Below are 17,042 nucleotides of genomic sequence, written 5' to 3'. Positions count from 1 at the left end.
TACCTTAATGTTAATTTAATAAAAAATAACTATTAGTTTTTATTTCTGATTGTAACCAAAACGTTTCAGCTGGTTTTGATTGCTTCTCCAGTTTTTATTTACTTTAACATATAATTCTAGGTGTACTTGTTTTCCAAAAAACACTTCTAAATCCTTTCTGGCCTCTACGCCTACTCGCTTTAAGGCACTTCCTTTATGCCCTATTATAATTCCTTTTTGAGTATCTCGTTCTACCATTATAACTGCTCGCATGCGTATAATTTCTTCTTCTTCAAAAAACTCTTCTGTATCTACTTCTACAGCATAAGGAATTTCTTTTTTGTAGTGCATTAAAATTTTCTCTCTAATTTTTTCGTTTACAAAAAAGCGTTCTGGTTTATCTGTTAATTGATCTTTTGGATAAAATGGTGGTGACTCTGGTAATAACTCTATTATTTTATCGAATACTTCTTTTACATTAAAGCCTTCTAATGCAGAGATAGGTATAATTTCTGCATTAGGAACTTTGCTAGCCCATAATTGTACTTGCGCTTCTAATTGTTCTTGGTTAGAGGTATCTATTTTATTTAATAGTAATAGAACTGGTATTTTAGCACTAGTAATTTTTTTAAAAAAGGCTTCATCTTTTAGTTCCTTTTCTCCAATTTCTACCATATAAATTAACAGGTCTGCATCTTCAAAAGCCGATTTTACAAAATCCATCATAGAAGATTGCAACTCGTAAGCTGGTTTTATTATCCCTGGAGTATCTGACAATACAACTTGAAAATCATCACCGTTTACAATACCTAAAATACGGTGTCGTGTTGTTTGTGCCTTAGATGTAATTATAGATAGTTTTTCTCCCACAAAGGCATTCATAAGTGTGGATTTACCTACATTAGGATTTCCTATAATATTTACAAAACCTGCTTTATGACTCATGTCTTTCTTTTTTAATACGCTGCAAAGTTACAACCTTCCTATATTTATTCCACTTTAATTAAACATAATACTTATTGTGAAAAGCAAAATTAGATTCTTAATTAAAAGAATTGCAAAGCAAAAAATATAATAAATCTATAGTTTTACTTATACTCACAACAAAAAAGTTTTATCTTACATATTAATTAAAAACATATTGTCCTGCTTTCCCTAGAAGTAGACTCTCGTAAAAACCAACTACAATGGAATTAAGTAGAATACAAGAGGCTATAAAATTATGGATTGATTCTGGAAAGGATAAAGAGGTTATCAAATCTTTATTTGCAAACAATCACAACGCTTTTCAATTTAAATACAACAGCTCTACCGATATAGGCTTAGAAACATTTTTGCATGTATATGTAGCTATTGTTAAAGACCCAGAAACTCATAAACAATCTTTAAGATGTTTTATTATTAATTCAGCAAACGATACAAAATCACAATACGAAAGAGGTGATATGGCCGACTTTATTAAGGAATGTACTGTTATTACTGATGTACCTCCAGAAAAAGATGACAAATCTGACAAAGTACCAAGAGAACAAGCTTTAAAAAGAATTAACAACTGGATTACAGAAAGAAACGAGTGGATAGATTACCAAATAGATACTGGCATTGTAATCTTTCAAATTTTTGTAATCCCTACTCACTATTTAAAAGAAGATGGGGATTACCAAGCTTATTTTGCTTTAAACAAAAAAGCACAAGCAGAACCTAGCTTGGTTTCTGATTTAAAAGGAGATATGATTGTTTGGGATATGGTATCCGATAGTATTATATACCCTGTACCACCTCCACATCCTCAGACCTATTATAATACTGTACGAATAGTTCCTCCAATGTTTCCAGGGCCTGAGTTTTTTTTACTAAAATATTCAACTAATACACTATAGATTGAATGATAATATGTGGTTAGAGATATTAATATCACTTACAACTGTTACATCATTTGTAGGAATATGCACTGGGATAAAATATTATAAAAAACTAAACTATATTAATAAGCATTTATTTTTCTATTTATTTGCTGCTTTTATAGCCGATTTACTAAGTAGGTTTTTACATGCAACATATAACAATACTCTAATCTTAATACCCGTTTTCGGCTTCATAGAATTATTTATTTTTTCTATGATATATAATCGACTTATATTTAAAAATAATCGCCTATTTGTATTAATCATAGGATTAATTTTAGCTATTATCATAATTGATATTTTTACATGTAATGCTTACTCTCCTGAAAAGTTCCAATCTTTTGGAAGAGTTTTAGATGGTTTTACAATACTATTTTTGAGTTTGTACTTTTACCGGGACACACTCAAAAATTTAAATCTGAACACAAAATTAATTAAGTTAAATACTGGTGTATTTTTATTCTTTTTACTAAATAGTCTTTGGTTTTTAATTTCTAACTTTCTTGTAAAAGTAAATTACAAAGTCATGTCTTATGTCTGGTTAATCAATATCACAACCACCCCTTTATTTTATTCATTTTTAACATTTTACATATGGAAGATTGGCAGATCCCAGAAACTCTAACTCTATGGATAATGATCACTTTCTTAATAATATTAGTTTTAGGTATTCTCATTGTATTTTTTATCCGCATTCACATAAAACGTATGCTTATAGCGCAAGAAAAACTAAATATCGAGAAACTAACACATCGAGAAGAATTACTTAAAACGAGTGTAATTATACAAGAACGAGAGCGCAAACGCATTGCTTCCGATTTGCACGATGACTTAATTAGTAAACTTAATGTACTTTCTTTAGCTATAAGCTCTAAATCTAAGATTGTAAATCCTGAAAAAATGCTAACAGAGAGTATTGCAACTGCTCGTAGAATCTCTCACGATTTATCACCTCCGCTACTAGAAGAAACTAGTATAGCCGAATGGATTAACACAATAACTCACCCGCTTAAAAACCAATATACTATTGAGTTATTTACCTCAAACACATTACAGCTTAAAATACCAAAAAACATAAAACTACAATTAATACGCATATTACAAGAGTGTATTACTAATAGCATTAAGCATGCTAATGCTACCCTACTGTCTTTTGCTTTACGAATCACTAAAAACTATATCGCTTTAAGAATAAAAGATAATGGGAAAGGATTTAATTCTAAAAAACAATTTAAAGGTTTAGGGTTAAAAAACATGGAACTTAGAATACACTTACTTAAAAGCAAATACCGGCTAAAATCGACTATACATAAAGGGACAGATTTACTAATATTAATTCAACTTCCTAAACAATGAACGCAACAAACTTAAACTTAGCTCTAGTAGATGATGATAAATTAATAGTAGAGCTGCTAAAAAATTTCTTTGTAGAAGATACTCATATTTCCATTAATATAATTGCACATCATGGTCATGACTTTATAAAACAATTGCATTGCTGTAGAACAATTCCAGATATTGTTTTGTTAGATTTACGCATGCAGAAAATGAATGGAGTGGACACTATGGCCGTTTTAAAAAAGGATTTTCCTGATATTAAAATCATTGTTTTATCCTCTCATTACAAACCAACTTTTATAGGATTTATACTTAAATCTGGTGCCAATGCTTTTATACCAAAAGATACAGGATTAAATGATTTATTAAAAATAATAGAAGAAGTCCATACAAAAGGGCATTACTTTTTACCTAACCAAATTGAAGTTATTAGAGAACAAATATTAAACAATTCGCCTAAACCTATTTTAGAAGAAAAACAATTACTTACAGATCGAGAAATGGATGTACTTAAATTAATTTGCTCTCAATACACTGCTAAAGAAATAGGTGAAAAACTATTTATTACACAACGCACTGTAGAGGGACATAAAAACCGAATTCTTTTAAAAACTGGTGTTAAAAATACAGCTGGATTGGTTATCTATTCTATACAAAATAATATCATTAACCCCGATGAGTTTTTTTTAGGATAACAAAACACGTATTTATACGCTTATATATTTAAAACCGTATTTTTATTTTTGATAGCTATACCTTATTAATTAACCAGTATGCATGACCAATACATTTAACTTATTTATTAATGTAGAAATATTTTATAGTTATTATAAAAATAACAACTGTAAAGATGCAATATTCAAGCCTACAGAAATACTCAATTAATAATGGCAACCTCACCTAATTTATATCTAAACTTATAACAACTATTAACAATGAATTCACCTAACATAAAAACACCAGGAGTTTACATTAATGAAGTAGATGCTTTTGGTAATTCTGTAGTACCAGTAGCTACAGCCGTACCTGCATTTATTGGCTACACACCGCAAGCAAAATACGAAGGCAAAGACTACACTAATGTACCAACAAAAATAACATCTTTTGCAGATTTTCAGGCTATTTTTTGTTATCCTAATCCTCCAGCACCTGCAGATCTTGCAAAACAGTATAATCCGCAGTACTATTTAGTAGCACAACAAAGCAAACCAGAGAAAGGGGACTATATACTTATAGAAAGCACGTATTACTCTATTGTACCAGACCCAAATACGGTGTATTATTTATATAACAGTATTCGCTTATTTTACGAAAACGGTGGTGGAGATGCTTATATTGTTTCTGTAGGCACTTATGGTGCGCCATCTGGAGCTGGAATAACACCTGGAGAGCACATTATAAACCCTAATGTAGAATTGAATGCACTTAGCAATGGTCTTGCTTTATTAAAACAAGAACAAGAACCTACCATGTACATTTGTCCAGAAGCTACATTATTGTCTGTAAACAACAATGGTACTTTAATGCAAGAGATGTTATTGCAGGCCGAAAGCATGCAAACCGCAGTTTGTATTTTCGATATTATAGGCGGTCGAGATCCAGACCCTATTCTATATACAAATGACATAGAAACATTTAGAGATAATACTGGTACAAATGGATTAAATTATGGCACTGCTTACTATCCTTTTATAGAGACAACCATAATGCAATCGTCTAACATTGATTACACCAATTTATTTGGTGGTGCTATAAAAAAGCTACAACCTTTATTAAGTCCCACATCTAATCCAAATAGTACCGTAGATACTATTTTATCTAATATTGAAATACCGCCAGGCAAACCTTTAACAGTTAGTCAATATAACAATGCCTTAATGCAAGCTAGCAGTACTTATGCTAAAATAATTAATCATGTATTAAGCGATATTAACATGCTACCGCCTAGTGGTGGAATAGCTGGTGTTATTACTAGAACAGATAATGAAATTGGCCCATGGCAAGCGCCTGCCAATACCTCTATAACGAGCGCAGTATCTCTACCTATAAAATTATCTAATACTCAACAAGCCAATCTTAATGTAGATGCTGTATCTGGGAAATCTATAAATGCTATTCGTTTTTTTAATGGTTTAGGTATTTTAATTTGGGGCGCACGTACTTTAGACGGTAATAACCAAGATTGGAGGTATCTTCCGGTAAGAAGAACAATAACGTTTTTAGAACAGTCCTGTAAACTCGCTGCAAGAGCCTATGTTTTTGAACCCAATAATAAAAACACCTGGGAATCTGTAAAAGCTATGATTAGTAGCTTCTTAACTTCTATATGGAAAGAAGGTGGTTTACAGGGCGCAACTGCTGCCGATGCTTTTTCTGTAGCTTGTGGTTTAGGGAGTACAATGACAGCTCAAGATATTTTAGATGGTATAATGACCGTTACAATAAAAGTAGCAGTTGTGCATCCAGCTGAGTTTATAATCATTACTTTCCAGCAGCAACAAGCAACTTCAAGCTAATTCCTTTTTATGTTATCGATAAAAAAAATTAAATAATAGTCAATAGATTTTAACTTTCATAAAAGTTTAACTTATGCAAAATATATTTCATATTATTCATTAAACACTTCATCAAGTTTTAATGTCTCTCCATATTTATAATTTGTAATTCATTTATCTTTTTAAAAGCTGGCTTTATTTTCGGTCAGCTTTTTTTAAAATGCTTTGCTCAAAAATCTACAGAATATTATTTAAGCGTTTTCAGCAATAAAACCCTAGTATTTTCATAGATTAAATATACTATTTAACCCTTAACAAAAAACAACACAAAATACTAATAAACAAAAAGTTACACCTATCTAAAAAATCTATCTCAAAGAAAAAACTCGAGTTTTTTCTATTTGTAGACTCCATTATGAAACCGTATTTTTGAAATAATAATTTTATTCAAATTATATATGGATGTGTTAGATTTTCTGGGATATGTATGTGCTTTAATTATAGGAATATCTCTAGGTCTAATAGGTGGAGGTGGTTCTATTTTGGCCGTTCCAGTTCTAGCGTATTTATTTTCTGTAAACGAAAAAATAGCAACCGCATATTCACTATTTATAGTAGGATCCAGTGCTTTAGTTGGTGGATTTAAACAACATATAAAAGGATATGTAGATTGGAAAACTGCAATAATATTTGGTATTCCTGCTATACTTGGGGTTACCTTAGTAAGATATTATGTGGTGCCTGCACTACCAGAAGTACTTTTTAATATTGGAAGTTTTGAGTTAACACGCCGCATGGCAATGTTTGGCTTATTTGCTGTACTTATGATTCCGGCTGCACTTTCTATGCTAAAAGAAAAAAAAGAAAGACCTGTAAACAAGGAAGTAAAATGTAATTATCCCTTAATTTTTGCTGAAGGGTTATTAGTAGGAGGTATTACTGGTTTAATTGGTGCTGGAGGTGGTTTTTTAATTATTCCCGCATTGGTAATTTTAGCCAATGTAGAAATGAAAACAGCTATAGGCACTTCTTTAATAATAATAGCTTTTAAATCTCTATTAGGTTTCTTTTTAGGAGATGCATTAAAAATGGAAATAGACTGGCAATTTTTAACCATATTTACTAGCCTCTCGTTAATAGGTATTTTTATTGGAAGCTATCTGGGGAATTTTATAAACGGACAAAAATTAAAAAAAGGCTTCGGGTATTTTATTTTTATAATGGCTGCATTTATTTTTTATATGGAGTTTATTATGAATTAAATGATGCTATACAACTTACCGTTTTCTTATCACTAATGTAGTCATACACCTCAAATCCTAAACATTCAGAGTTTTAATTGGCTCTAGAAGCTCTAAGTTATTAAAATCTAAAAGCTTATTAAGAATTGGTCTAGTTAGTAAAAATCGCTCACTTTCATCAGGCAACTTATATATTCCATTAAAAATTTCCTGTACTTTATTTTCAAGACCAAAAATTGAGGTCATTCTAATAAATAATGTCCCATTGGGTTTTAAAACACGCAATAGCTCAGAAAACATTTCAAAAAAATGGGCTTCGCTCTTCGCAAAATGTAATACCGCATTACATATAACATGATGAAATGCTTCTGCTTTATAATTTAATGTTTCTAATTTACCTTCTGTAAAATTGTTTTCAAACTTATTATATCTAGCCTTTACACAGTCTATATGTGCTTTATTAGCATCTACACCAAATACGGTATAATTGTTATTATAAAACCATTTTAAATTTCTACCCGTTCCGCATCCTGCATCAAGAATAATTTCATCTTCTAAATACCTACCTTTTAAAATTTGATCTAATAAGTAAATATCTACCTGTTCTATCTGTGTTCTTAAACTTTGAAAAGGCATAATCATTAATTTATAGTTAAACTAAATGCTTCAAATATAATAGGTGTAAAGATACTAGAATTGAACTCCATTTTTGCACTATACATTAACTATCATTTTATCTAAATTTCTTGTTTTTTCAGGTTCGTTTTTTATCATAATTAACTGTTATAGATTAACTTTGTAAAAGTTTAATTTAAACATTTTAAATATGGAAAATTTAGATGCAGCAAGACTACAAATGGCATTCACTTTAATTTTTCATATTGTCTTTGCTTGTATAGGCATGGTCATGCCTTTTTTTATGATAGTTGCTCATAAAAAATGGTTAAATACAAGAAACCCTATTTACCTTACACTAACTAAATCTTGGCAAAAAGGAGTTGCTATTTTCTTTGTTACAGGAGCCGTTTCTGGTACAGCTTTATCTTTTGAATTAGGGTTACTATGGCCCGAGTTTATGAGATACGCTGGCCCCATTATTGGTATGCCTTTTTCTCTAGAAGGAGCAGCCTTTTTTGTAGAAGCAGTAGCTTTAGGTTTCTATCTCTACGGTTGGAAAAAATTACCTGAAAAATTTCACTGGTTTACAGGAGTTATCGTTGGTATTGCAGGTGTTTCTTCTGGTATTTTAGTTGTATCCGCTAACGGTTGGATGAACGCCCCTTCTGGGTTTGACTATGTAAATGGAGCGTTCCTAAATATAGACCCTATAAAGGCCTTATTAAACCCCGCTTGGTTTACACAGGCGTTACACATGACTTTAGCTGCCTTTACCGCAACAGGATTTGCTGTCGCTGGCATACATGCCTATCAAGTTTATAAAAACAAACATCCAGAACTACATAAAAAAGCTTTTAAAATCGCCATTACTTTTGGAGCCATTGCAGCATTATTACAACCTATAAGTGGTGATTTATCTGCTAAAGATATTGCAAAAAGACAGCCTGTAAAATTAGCAGCAATGGAAGCGCATTATAACACAGAAAAGGGAGCACCTTTATACATTGGCGGTATTGTAAATAATGAAACACAAGAAGTAAATTATAAAATTAAAATACCAAATGCGTTATCCTTTTTAGCCTTTGGAGATTTTAATGCAGAAGTAAAGGGGCTCAACGATTTCCCAGAAGATGAACGACCAAATGTAGCTATGGTACATTATGCTTTTCAAATTATGGTAGGTCTTGGCACCCTGTTACTATTAGCTGGCCTGTTCTTTTTTATTAGCCTTAAAAAGAAAAAATGGCGCCTTAATAAACGGTACTGGATTCTATTTATAATATTAGCACCTACGGGATTTATTGCATTAGAAGCTGGATGGATTGTTACAGAAGTAGGCAGACAACCATGGATTATTCATAATATCATGAAAACTAAAGATGCCGTTACCCCAATGCCAGGTATGGTGTATAGCTTTTATCTTTATGTTATTGTATATACTGTTTTAACACTTGCAGTTACATGGTTAATGTCTCGCCAAATAAAAGCATTGAATAACTCTAAAATTTAACAACTATGTTATACATTGTATTATCGTTTTTAGCAATATCATTATTACTTTATGTTGTTCTTGCTGGTGCAGATTTTGGCGCAGGTATTGTAGAGTTATTCTCTTCAAAAAAAAATCAAGAACAAACTAAAAAAACCATTTACCGAGTTATGGGCCCTGTTTGGGAAGCCAATCATATATGGATTATAATTATGGTCGTTATCTTATGGGTTGCTTTTCCTAAATTTTATAACATTCTAGTTATTTATTTACATATTCCTTTAACCTTAACTTTATTAGGCATTACACTAAGAGGCATTGCTTTTGTGTTTAGACATTATGATGCTTATATAGATAAATCTCAAATAATTTACGACTGGATGTTTAGAGTTTCTAGCCTAGTCACCCCCATTTTTTTAGGAATGACATTTGGCGCAACTATATCTGGCAAACTTATAATTACAGAAGACTATACTAACTTTAGCTTTAACCAGCTTTATATTATGCCTTGGCTAAATACCTTCTCTATTCTAGTCGGTTTATTTTTTGCAGGATTATGCGCATTTTTATCCTCTATATTATTAATTGGAGAAGCAGATACTACTAATACAAACATTTACTTACGGAAATCCAAAATAGCAACACTAACACTTATTGTTTTAGGTTTTATTGTATTGTGTTATGGTTTCTTTAATGAGATACAATTTGTTACCACATTTATAAACAATCCTTATACAATAAGCTTGATAATACTTTCTGCCATTTTAATATACCCTTTATTATTAAGCATAAAGAAAGCGAAGCAAATTTTAAGCCGTGCACTTGCTGGCCTGCAAGTCTTTTTTATATTAACCGCAGCCCTTATAACACATTATCCAAACTTAATAATTACAAATAAAAACAAGCTAAGTTTGCTAGATGGCATGGCTCCAGAAGTTACTATAGATATTCTAGGGATATCATTAATTATTGGCGGCTGCTTAATTATACCTGGATTATTTCATCTTTTAAAATCATTTAAAATGATAAAAATCTTAGAAAGTTAACTCATAATTCTACGATCTAGGTTTTTCTATTCCTCTATCATACATTACAATACTACCCGCAACAGAAACGTTTAAACTTAATTGAGATTTAAACTTTATTAAAAAATGAGATTTTTCAATCGCTTTTTTAGAGAGTCCGTGGTCTTCTGCACCCAATAAATAAACACAACGTCTTGGATGATGAAATGTCTCTAAGCTTACTGCTTCATCTGTTAACTCTACACCTACTAATCGTGCCCCTTTAGGTAAATGATTGTAAAACTCATCAAAATTTTCGTAATGAAAATAAGGCATAGATTTCACAGCATTGTGAGTATCGCATGCTTGCTTTGCATAACGATTACCTATGGTAAAAATAAAACTTGCGCCTAGATTCTGTGCTGAACGCCATAGCACACCTAAATTTTCAGGTGTTTTACCATTTTGAATACCTATTCCAAAATATTCATTTTCAAAGTTATCTATCATACTACAAAACTAAAAAAATGAAATATTTAAAAAAAAATTAAAAAATATAAAACCGCCCCTAATCTTTTTACGTAGGTATCTGTGTTTAATAAAAATCAAAACAACTAAAAACCATACTATTTATACAAAAAACTACACCTAACACCATGAAACTAATACGCTCCCAAAAACTAAAAAACACATTATTTTTTGCCTTAACAATACTATCTTTTTCAAGCTTTGCGCAACTCCATGAAACTAATGGCTGTGTAAATAATTTTAGCTTAAATTGGACTTCTGGTAACACTAGTGGCAATAATTATAACTGGCTTCCAGAAGGAAGTATTAATCGTTCTTTTAACAATGTAGATAATTCTGGAATCGATTTAAATATTGCTTTTACAGGAGACACATACGCTTTAGAGGATTGGAATTTTTTTGGAGGTCCAGATACTCCTAATGTAGATAATATTGCAACTAATGGTCAAGACGATATTTTACACTTATTTACATCTGGGTACACAAACCAAGGAATAACAATGACAATAACATTTAGTGAACCAGTTTTTGGTTTAGGTTACGATATCTACCATGTAAATGCAAGTGGAACCAATGGCGATAAATATACCATTACAGCAACTAATACGTTAGGCGAAACAGTATACCCAACATTTACAGAGTCGGCAACACCATCTTATACCACAAATAATACTGGAGTTATTAACGCTAATGCTCCATCTACTACTGGAGATAACGCACGAGTGGGATTAAATTTCTACGACGAGAACCTCATTACAAGCATTACTATGGTTTGGCAAGATTGCGACACCTGTTCTAATGGTTTTGTACACGGTTCTGCCTTGGGGAATATTAGTTTCTGTACACCGCAATCTTTAGATTTCGATGGTACTAATGATTACGTTAGTAGAGATGCGTTTCTAGAAAGTGAAGACGAAGTTACAATGATGAGCTGGATAAAATTAGACAATGATGCCTCAGGAGTTCAAGAAATCATGGGGCAGCGTAATTTTAGATTATTTCTTAATAGCAGCAGAAAACCTAGAGCCTTTGTTAAAACAAATAGTCCTGTATTAAATACCGCTACAACCCCAGCAAATAACTTAACTGCATTAGAACCTAATTTATGGTATCATCTTACAGCTATTTATAATGCTAATCAAAGAACTCTTATTTTATATATAAATGGTGAAGAAGTTTCAAGAGTAGATAATGTTTTAGGAAACAATTTAAGAGGTGGAGCAAATTGGAATAGCAACCATGATTTTGAAATAGGAAGAAATACATTTAATGATAACAACTATTTTAAAGGCTCTATTGTTGAATCTAGAGTATACAATACAGCATTAACAACAACACAATTACAAGAACAAGTATACCAAAGTATAGAGAATAACAATAACAGTGTTAAAGGAGCAGTCATTAATAATACTATAGAAGGGCTATCATGGAATAGCTTGCGTTTATATTACAAATTAACATCTGTAAACAGTAGGCTGGGAACCACTAAGGACAATAGTAGTCTTGATGTTAGTGGAATTTTACATAACATGAGAACCAATCAAGACATTAATGCACCATTACCATACGTAGCTAATACTAGTGGGGACTGGACAAATGAAAACACATGGAAACATGGAGATGTCTGGGATATAGATAATACACCACATAAAAATTGGGCTATAGTAAACCTTACTAATAATGCAGAAGTAATAACTAAAGATAGCCATACACAACTGGGACTAATATTAGACGAAAATACTAAGTTGACCGTACAAAATGACCAATTTATAGAAAATACAAAGTATTTTAAATTAGATGGTATTATAGATTTACAAGGCGAATCTCAATTAATACAAAATATAAATAGTGAATTAGTACCAAGTAGTAGAGGCTATATAGAAATAGATCAACAAGGTACTGCAGATAATTATACTTATAACTACTGGAGCTCTCCTGTAAGCGCTATAAACACAACACTAAATAACAAACCCGAAGCTATAAATAGAATTCTTAAAGACGGTACTAATACTAACACCCCTACAGACATTGCCTTTTCATCATCATTATCCTCTGCAGATGGAGGTGTAGCCAACCCTATCGCAACAAGTTCTTTTTGGATTTTTAAATTTCATGGTCCAGCAGAAGATTACTACAGTTGGTCGCATTTAGGAAGCACTAACAACATGATTATAGGAGAAGGCTATACCATGAAAGGATCTGGAGTAGGCTCAGTTACAGAAACTCAAAACTATGTTTTTAAAGGAAAACCTAATAATGGTACTATAGATTTAAACATTAATACAGGAGAGCACTACCTAGTTGGTAACCCATACCCTTCAGCACTAGATGCAGATGCATTTATAAAAGACAATATATCTGTTGCAGATGGCGGAAATAACTCTAGTAATGTAATTAATGGAACATTATATTTTTGGGAACATTTTGGAGGAGGCTCTCATAATACAGCACAATATCAAGGTGGTTATGGCGTGTACAACCTTTCTGGTGGAGTAAAAGCTATTTCACATCCAAATATATCACAAGCGGGAGTAGCCACTAAAACCCCACAACAATACATAGCAGTTGCACAAGGCTTTTTTGTTGAAGCCGATTCTGGAGGAGCAATAACATTTAATAATGGACAAAGAGCATTTCAAAAAGAAGATGTAACTAATTCTGTATTTTTTAGAAACTCTGAAAACACTAGCACAGCAACAACAAATACTAGTGATGATAGAACAAAACTAAGACTAGAGTTTACTTCACCAAACGGTATAGCTAGAGAGTTATTATTAACTATAGATGAAAACACGTCTTTAGAATATGATACAGCTTACGATGGAAAAAACTCTGATGCTTCTACAGATGATATGAACTGGATTATTGAAGATGAAAATTATGTTATTCAGGGGATTCCATCTATAGAAGAAGAGACTATTTTACCATTACACGTAAAACTTAGCGGAACAGGAAATATGTCTATAAAGTTATTAAGTGCAGTAAACCTTCCAGAAACCATTACACCCATTCTTGAGGATTTAGAAACTGGTGCTCAAATAGATTTAAATACCACAACATTTACAGCAGAGATGCTTGATGGTGAATTTAGTAATCGATTTATATTAAAATTTAAAGTTTCAGAAACGTTAAGCGTTGCTACTATTGAAGCCTCAGAAAATTCAACTATTAAAGTTATAAACAAACCCAATTATTTAGAAATAATTAATAGCAATACTTTAAAACCATTACAGTCTTTTGAATTATACTCTATTTTAGGGCAGCAAATACAGCAAGGAGACTTAAACAAAACAAACCATTTAATTTCTACTAACGGATTAGCTACAGGAGCATACATTATTAAATTAAAAACAAGTACAGAATTTATAACTAAAAAAGTATTAATACCATAATACTATATTTAATTAGTCTTCATTACCATTGATTGTTGCATTAACCTCCAAGAGTATTTTACTTTTGGGGGTTTTTACTTTCTTTTTCTTTTAGAGTTTCTAGGTTAAAACCTAGACAGGAAACGTTACACTTAACAGCACAGTAAGAATAGAGTATCTATTTTTATAAACTAAAAAAGATAGCGATGCCATAATCAAGAAATTTCTCCACAAAACATTTAATAAAAAACTGTATTTACACGTTTTTTTAGCAATAAATCAAACAATACTTTAAAAAAACAGGTATAAACACCTATTTTTAGAAATCGATATTTTTCTATTTTTATTTTTTAAAACCTAGTCAATTCAAATAATCATTAAAACCAAACATTATGAGTAATTCTATTTCTATGCTTTGTACCGAATTAAAAGAAGCATTAGGGGACAATAAACTTAGTTTGCCTAATAGTAAAGTCAGTGCAGTACAAGTTGATAGTTTTTTAAAAAATATTTTAAAAACAGATAGTATAGCTTTTACAAATGCCTCTGTAACGTGCAAAGGAAATTGCATTACACTTAAAGGCGATTTTAGATTATTTGGAATACAATTATCTGCAAATTGGGGATTTAGCGAAGGTGCAGATGGTACCATTACGTGGCAGTTTGGCGCTTCAACAAATGATGCTTCAACAATAAATAGTATAGTTACCCACTTCTTAGCTAAAACTTACCATTTACCTTCTAGTTTTTCTGGGCTACCAGTAAATAATATTGGTTTTCAAGCAAAAATAAATACTAGTGATAAGGATTACTCTTTAGATTTAAAAGCAAAAACAAGCTGGGGAGATGTAGAGCTTTATGTACAAAAAAATTCAGGTGTTTGGGGAGCTGCATTAGGCGTTGGAGTTTCTAAAGGATTTACTTTAACAAAAATAGATAGTAATTTATCTTTATTTGATGATTTAGAGTTTTCAGATTCTGCAATAGTTGTTTCAGATTTTACAAATAAAAAACTAAAAATATCTGGTATTACAGGTGTTGTAGATGGTGCAGAATTTAAATCTACTTTAGCAGTAGAAGCTAATAGTTCTCCATCTGCGCTACCAAAAATAGTAAACGAACTAGCTAAAAGTTTAAGTGATATTCCTGTTGAAATATCTATAGATTTAACAGTAACAAAAGATTATGAAATTACAGCAGAAATAGACAAATCATTCTCTTTTCCTGGAATTTCTAGTTTAATGCTAAACAGTATAGCAATGACGATAAAATCGTCTCCAATAACAGCGATACTATCAGGAGATGTTAGTTTACCTATAACGATACCAGCCAAACCAACAGTACATTCTATAAATGTAAATGGTGGTATTTCTTTCACCTACTCAGATGGTACTGTAAGAGCTGAAGCTACAATAAATAGTGATACGGTTATTAATGAACCTTTCGATTTTTATGGTGTAACCCTAGAAGATGTTGGTATAGGTATAGATGTTAGTTTTGGTGCAGAAACAGGAGCAGGTGTTACCTTAGAAGGCGCCTTTCTATTAGGAGAAAGCAAAACAAAATTAGATGAAAAATTTGCAATTAGTATAGAGTTTACCGATGATACCCCTAACCCATCTTTATTATATTGCGAAACTAAAAACTTAAGTTTACCTGTAATATTTAATGCTGTAATAGATACGGGAATAAAATTACCTTCGGTACTTAGCGATTTTAGCTATAACGACCTTATGTTCTATTGGTGCGATGAAGCGCAGACCTTACCAGACGGTACTTCTTGCCAAGTTGGAATAGGTTATAATGCTGGTATTAATTTTTGGGGATTCGACACGTATTCTTCGCTAATGATAAATCAAGGTTCAGGAATAAGTGGAGAAGCTAGTGTAAATCCAATACATCTATTTAACAATAAAATTTCGCTTACAGGTAAAGGTAAAGCGGGGCATGGCATAAAAGCTAACGGTCCCTTTTTTAAATTCAATACAACTGAAGAATCTTTTGATGTAAGCGTAGACGCCGATATATTAGGAATTACAGAAGTTATTAATGCTAAGGTATCTCCTACCGCATTAGACATTAATATGAAATCTAACTTAAAATTCTTAGAAGATTCTTTAAGTGTAGAATTTAAAAATGGAGGAACCACTATGGCTTTCGATAGTAGCCTTTCCATATCAATAGCTTGTAAGCCATCAATAAAAATAGGAGGCATTAACTTAGGTACAATCCCTATTAACGATAGCATGAATGGTACAATTGATGTTTCGTTTATAAATGGCAGTTTAAGTGCTAAAGTAGACGCACATTTCGATTTTAATGGTACTAAATTTGGATTTAATTACGACTTAGGCGCTAGTGTTACAGACCTAAAAGACCTAGCAAGTGTTATAGAAAATAAAATAGTAAGTGAGGCAGAATCTATATTCTCATCTTATTTTTCTAAAGTAGAGAATTATATAAGTGTTGTAGGTAAAGGACTAATTACTGGTGGAGAATTTGTAGTTAATGTACTCTACCATGTTTATACACATTCTATAATAGACACCTTTAAAGTTCTTGCCAATTTACCTACAAAGTTCCATGTTAATGGAACATTAGATTTCCCAATAAAGATTGCCCCTTCTATTCCATCAGAAAGCGTACACGTAGATCTTGGTAAAATTGTAGATCACCATGCAGATTTACATACCGATCATTGGGGGCTTAATTTTCATGAATTTAACGAACATGCAGATCTTGGTGCAAGTAAAACAATATCTACTCCCAGTTTTGATGTTACTATTTTAGATATAGACCCTAAACAACATTTCGACATGGTTATGCCGCCTTCTGTACATGTTAATGCGACATCACCACGTATTGGTTTAGATCCACATTTAGACGCTTCTTTAGTAGGCGGTAGCCTTGGTATTACTGGAACTGTTGGCGTAAATGCTACTGTAGATTTAACAGATATAAATCTAGATGCAGATGCCAGATTTAATATTACTGGTCATGCAGGGGTACATGCAGATGTAGCACATATAGGTGTACACGGAGATAAAAACACTCATATAGATGCCCCAATATAAA

13 protein-coding genes are annotated in these 17,042 nt (G+C 31.7%); 9 read left to right on the top strand and 4 right to left on the bottom strand.

All coding sequences use genetic code 11. The features are described 5' to 3' along the window. Nucleotides 1-39 precede the first annotated feature (39 nt). Nucleotides 40-924, bottom strand: coding sequence for a GTPase Era (gene era / locus ACVC08_RS05825; RefSeq protein WP_452601359.1), 885 nt, complete (start codon nucleotides 922-924; stop codon nucleotides 40-42). 242 nt (nucleotides 925-1,166) lie between these two features. Here era and ACVC08_RS05820 point away from each other — a divergent pair, with 242 nt between their 5' ends. Next, a complete protein-coding gene (locus tag ACVC08_RS05820; protein ID WP_452601358.1) occupies nucleotides 1,167-1,859 on the top strand; it encodes a hypothetical protein in 693 nt (230 codons plus the stop codon). Nucleotides 1,860-1,982: 123 nt separating this feature from the next. On the opposite strand, the gene ACVC08_RS05815 is transcribed toward ACVC08_RS05820, so the two are convergent. Beyond that, nucleotides 1,983-2,174, bottom strand: coding sequence for a hypothetical protein (locus ACVC08_RS05815; RefSeq protein WP_452601357.1), 192 nt, complete (start codon nucleotides 2,172-2,174; stop codon nucleotides 1,983-1,985). A 417-nt stretch (nucleotides 2,175-2,591) separates the two neighbouring features. Here ACVC08_RS05815 and ACVC08_RS05810 point away from each other — a divergent pair, with 417 nt between their 5' ends. The 4 genes from ACVC08_RS05810 (at nucleotide 2,592) to ACVC08_RS05795 (ending at nucleotide 6,978) form a co-directional block, all read left to right on the top strand. After that, a complete protein-coding gene (locus ACVC08_RS05810; protein ID WP_452601356.1) occupies nucleotides 2,592-3,239 on the top strand; it encodes a sensor histidine kinase in 648 nt (215 codons plus the stop codon). Beyond that, nucleotides 3,236-3,916, top strand: a complete 681-nt coding sequence (locus tag ACVC08_RS05805) for a response regulator (protein ID WP_452597654.1) — start codon at nucleotides 3,236-3,238, stop codon at nucleotides 3,914-3,916. Before ACVC08_RS05810 ends, ACVC08_RS05805 begins: the two co-directional genes overlap by 4 nt. Nucleotides 3,917-4,156: 240 nt before the next feature. Continuing rightward, nucleotides 4,157-5,737, top strand: a complete 1,581-nt coding sequence (locus ACVC08_RS05800) for a phage tail sheath family protein (RefSeq protein ID WP_452601355.1) — start codon at nucleotides 4,157-4,159, stop codon at nucleotides 5,735-5,737. Nucleotides 5,738-6,174: 437 nt separating this feature from the next. Continuing rightward, complete coding sequence (locus ACVC08_RS05795; protein WP_452598526.1) at nucleotides 6,175-6,978, top strand: sulfite exporter TauE/SafE family protein; 804 nt, start codon at nucleotides 6,175-6,177, stop codon at nucleotides 6,976-6,978. 57 nt (nucleotides 6,979-7,035) lie between these two features. On the opposite strand, the gene ACVC08_RS05790 is transcribed toward ACVC08_RS05795, so the two are convergent. After that, nucleotides 7,036-7,593: a class I SAM-dependent methyltransferase gene (locus ACVC08_RS05790; RefSeq protein ID WP_452601354.1), complete on the bottom strand. Its 558-nt coding sequence runs from the start codon at nucleotides 7,591-7,593 to the stop codon at nucleotides 7,036-7,038. 190 nt (nucleotides 7,594-7,783) lie between these two features. Here ACVC08_RS05790 and ACVC08_RS05785 point away from each other — a divergent pair, with 190 nt between their 5' ends. Next, on the top strand, nucleotides 7,784-9,085 hold the full coding sequence (locus ACVC08_RS05785) for a cytochrome ubiquinol oxidase subunit I (RefSeq protein WP_452601353.1): 1,302 nt from the start codon (nucleotides 7,784-7,786) through the stop codon (nucleotides 9,083-9,085). Nucleotides 9,086-9,090: 5 nt separating this feature from the next. Further along, nucleotides 9,091-10,110 (top strand): cytochrome d ubiquinol oxidase subunit II, encoded by a 1,020-nt coding sequence (locus ACVC08_RS05780; RefSeq protein ID WP_452601352.1) that lies wholly within the window; start codon nucleotides 9,091-9,093, stop codon nucleotides 10,108-10,110. Between the two features lie 9 nt (nucleotides 10,111-10,119). Here the strand turns inward: ACVC08_RS05780 and ACVC08_RS05775 are convergent, their stop codons facing one another. After that, on the bottom strand, nucleotides 10,120-10,578 hold the full coding sequence (locus ACVC08_RS05775) for an RNA methyltransferase (protein ID WP_452598442.1): 459 nt from the start codon (nucleotides 10,576-10,578) through the stop codon (nucleotides 10,120-10,122). Nucleotides 10,579-10,724: 146 nt separating this feature from the next. Between ACVC08_RS05775 and ACVC08_RS05770 the strand changes: the two genes are divergently transcribed. Together ACVC08_RS05770 and ACVC08_RS05765 are read left to right on the top strand one after the other, a co-directional pair. Then, entirely contained in the window at nucleotides 10,725-13,988 is a 3,264-nt protein-coding gene (locus ACVC08_RS05770) for a LamG-like jellyroll fold domain-containing protein (RefSeq protein ID WP_452601351.1), read from the top strand. Between the two features lie 371 nt (nucleotides 13,989-14,359). Then, complete coding sequence (locus tag ACVC08_RS05765) at nucleotides 14,360-17,041, top strand: hypothetical protein (protein WP_452601350.1); 2,682 nt, start codon at nucleotides 14,360-14,362, stop codon at nucleotides 17,039-17,041. Nucleotide 17,042 lies beyond the last annotated feature (1 nt).

It is taken from the genome of Pontimicrobium sp. MEBiC06410, assembly GCF_053601615.1.
The sequence above is the reverse complement of the archived record's forward strand: the minus strand, read 5'-3'. Positions and strand labels throughout refer to the sequence as shown.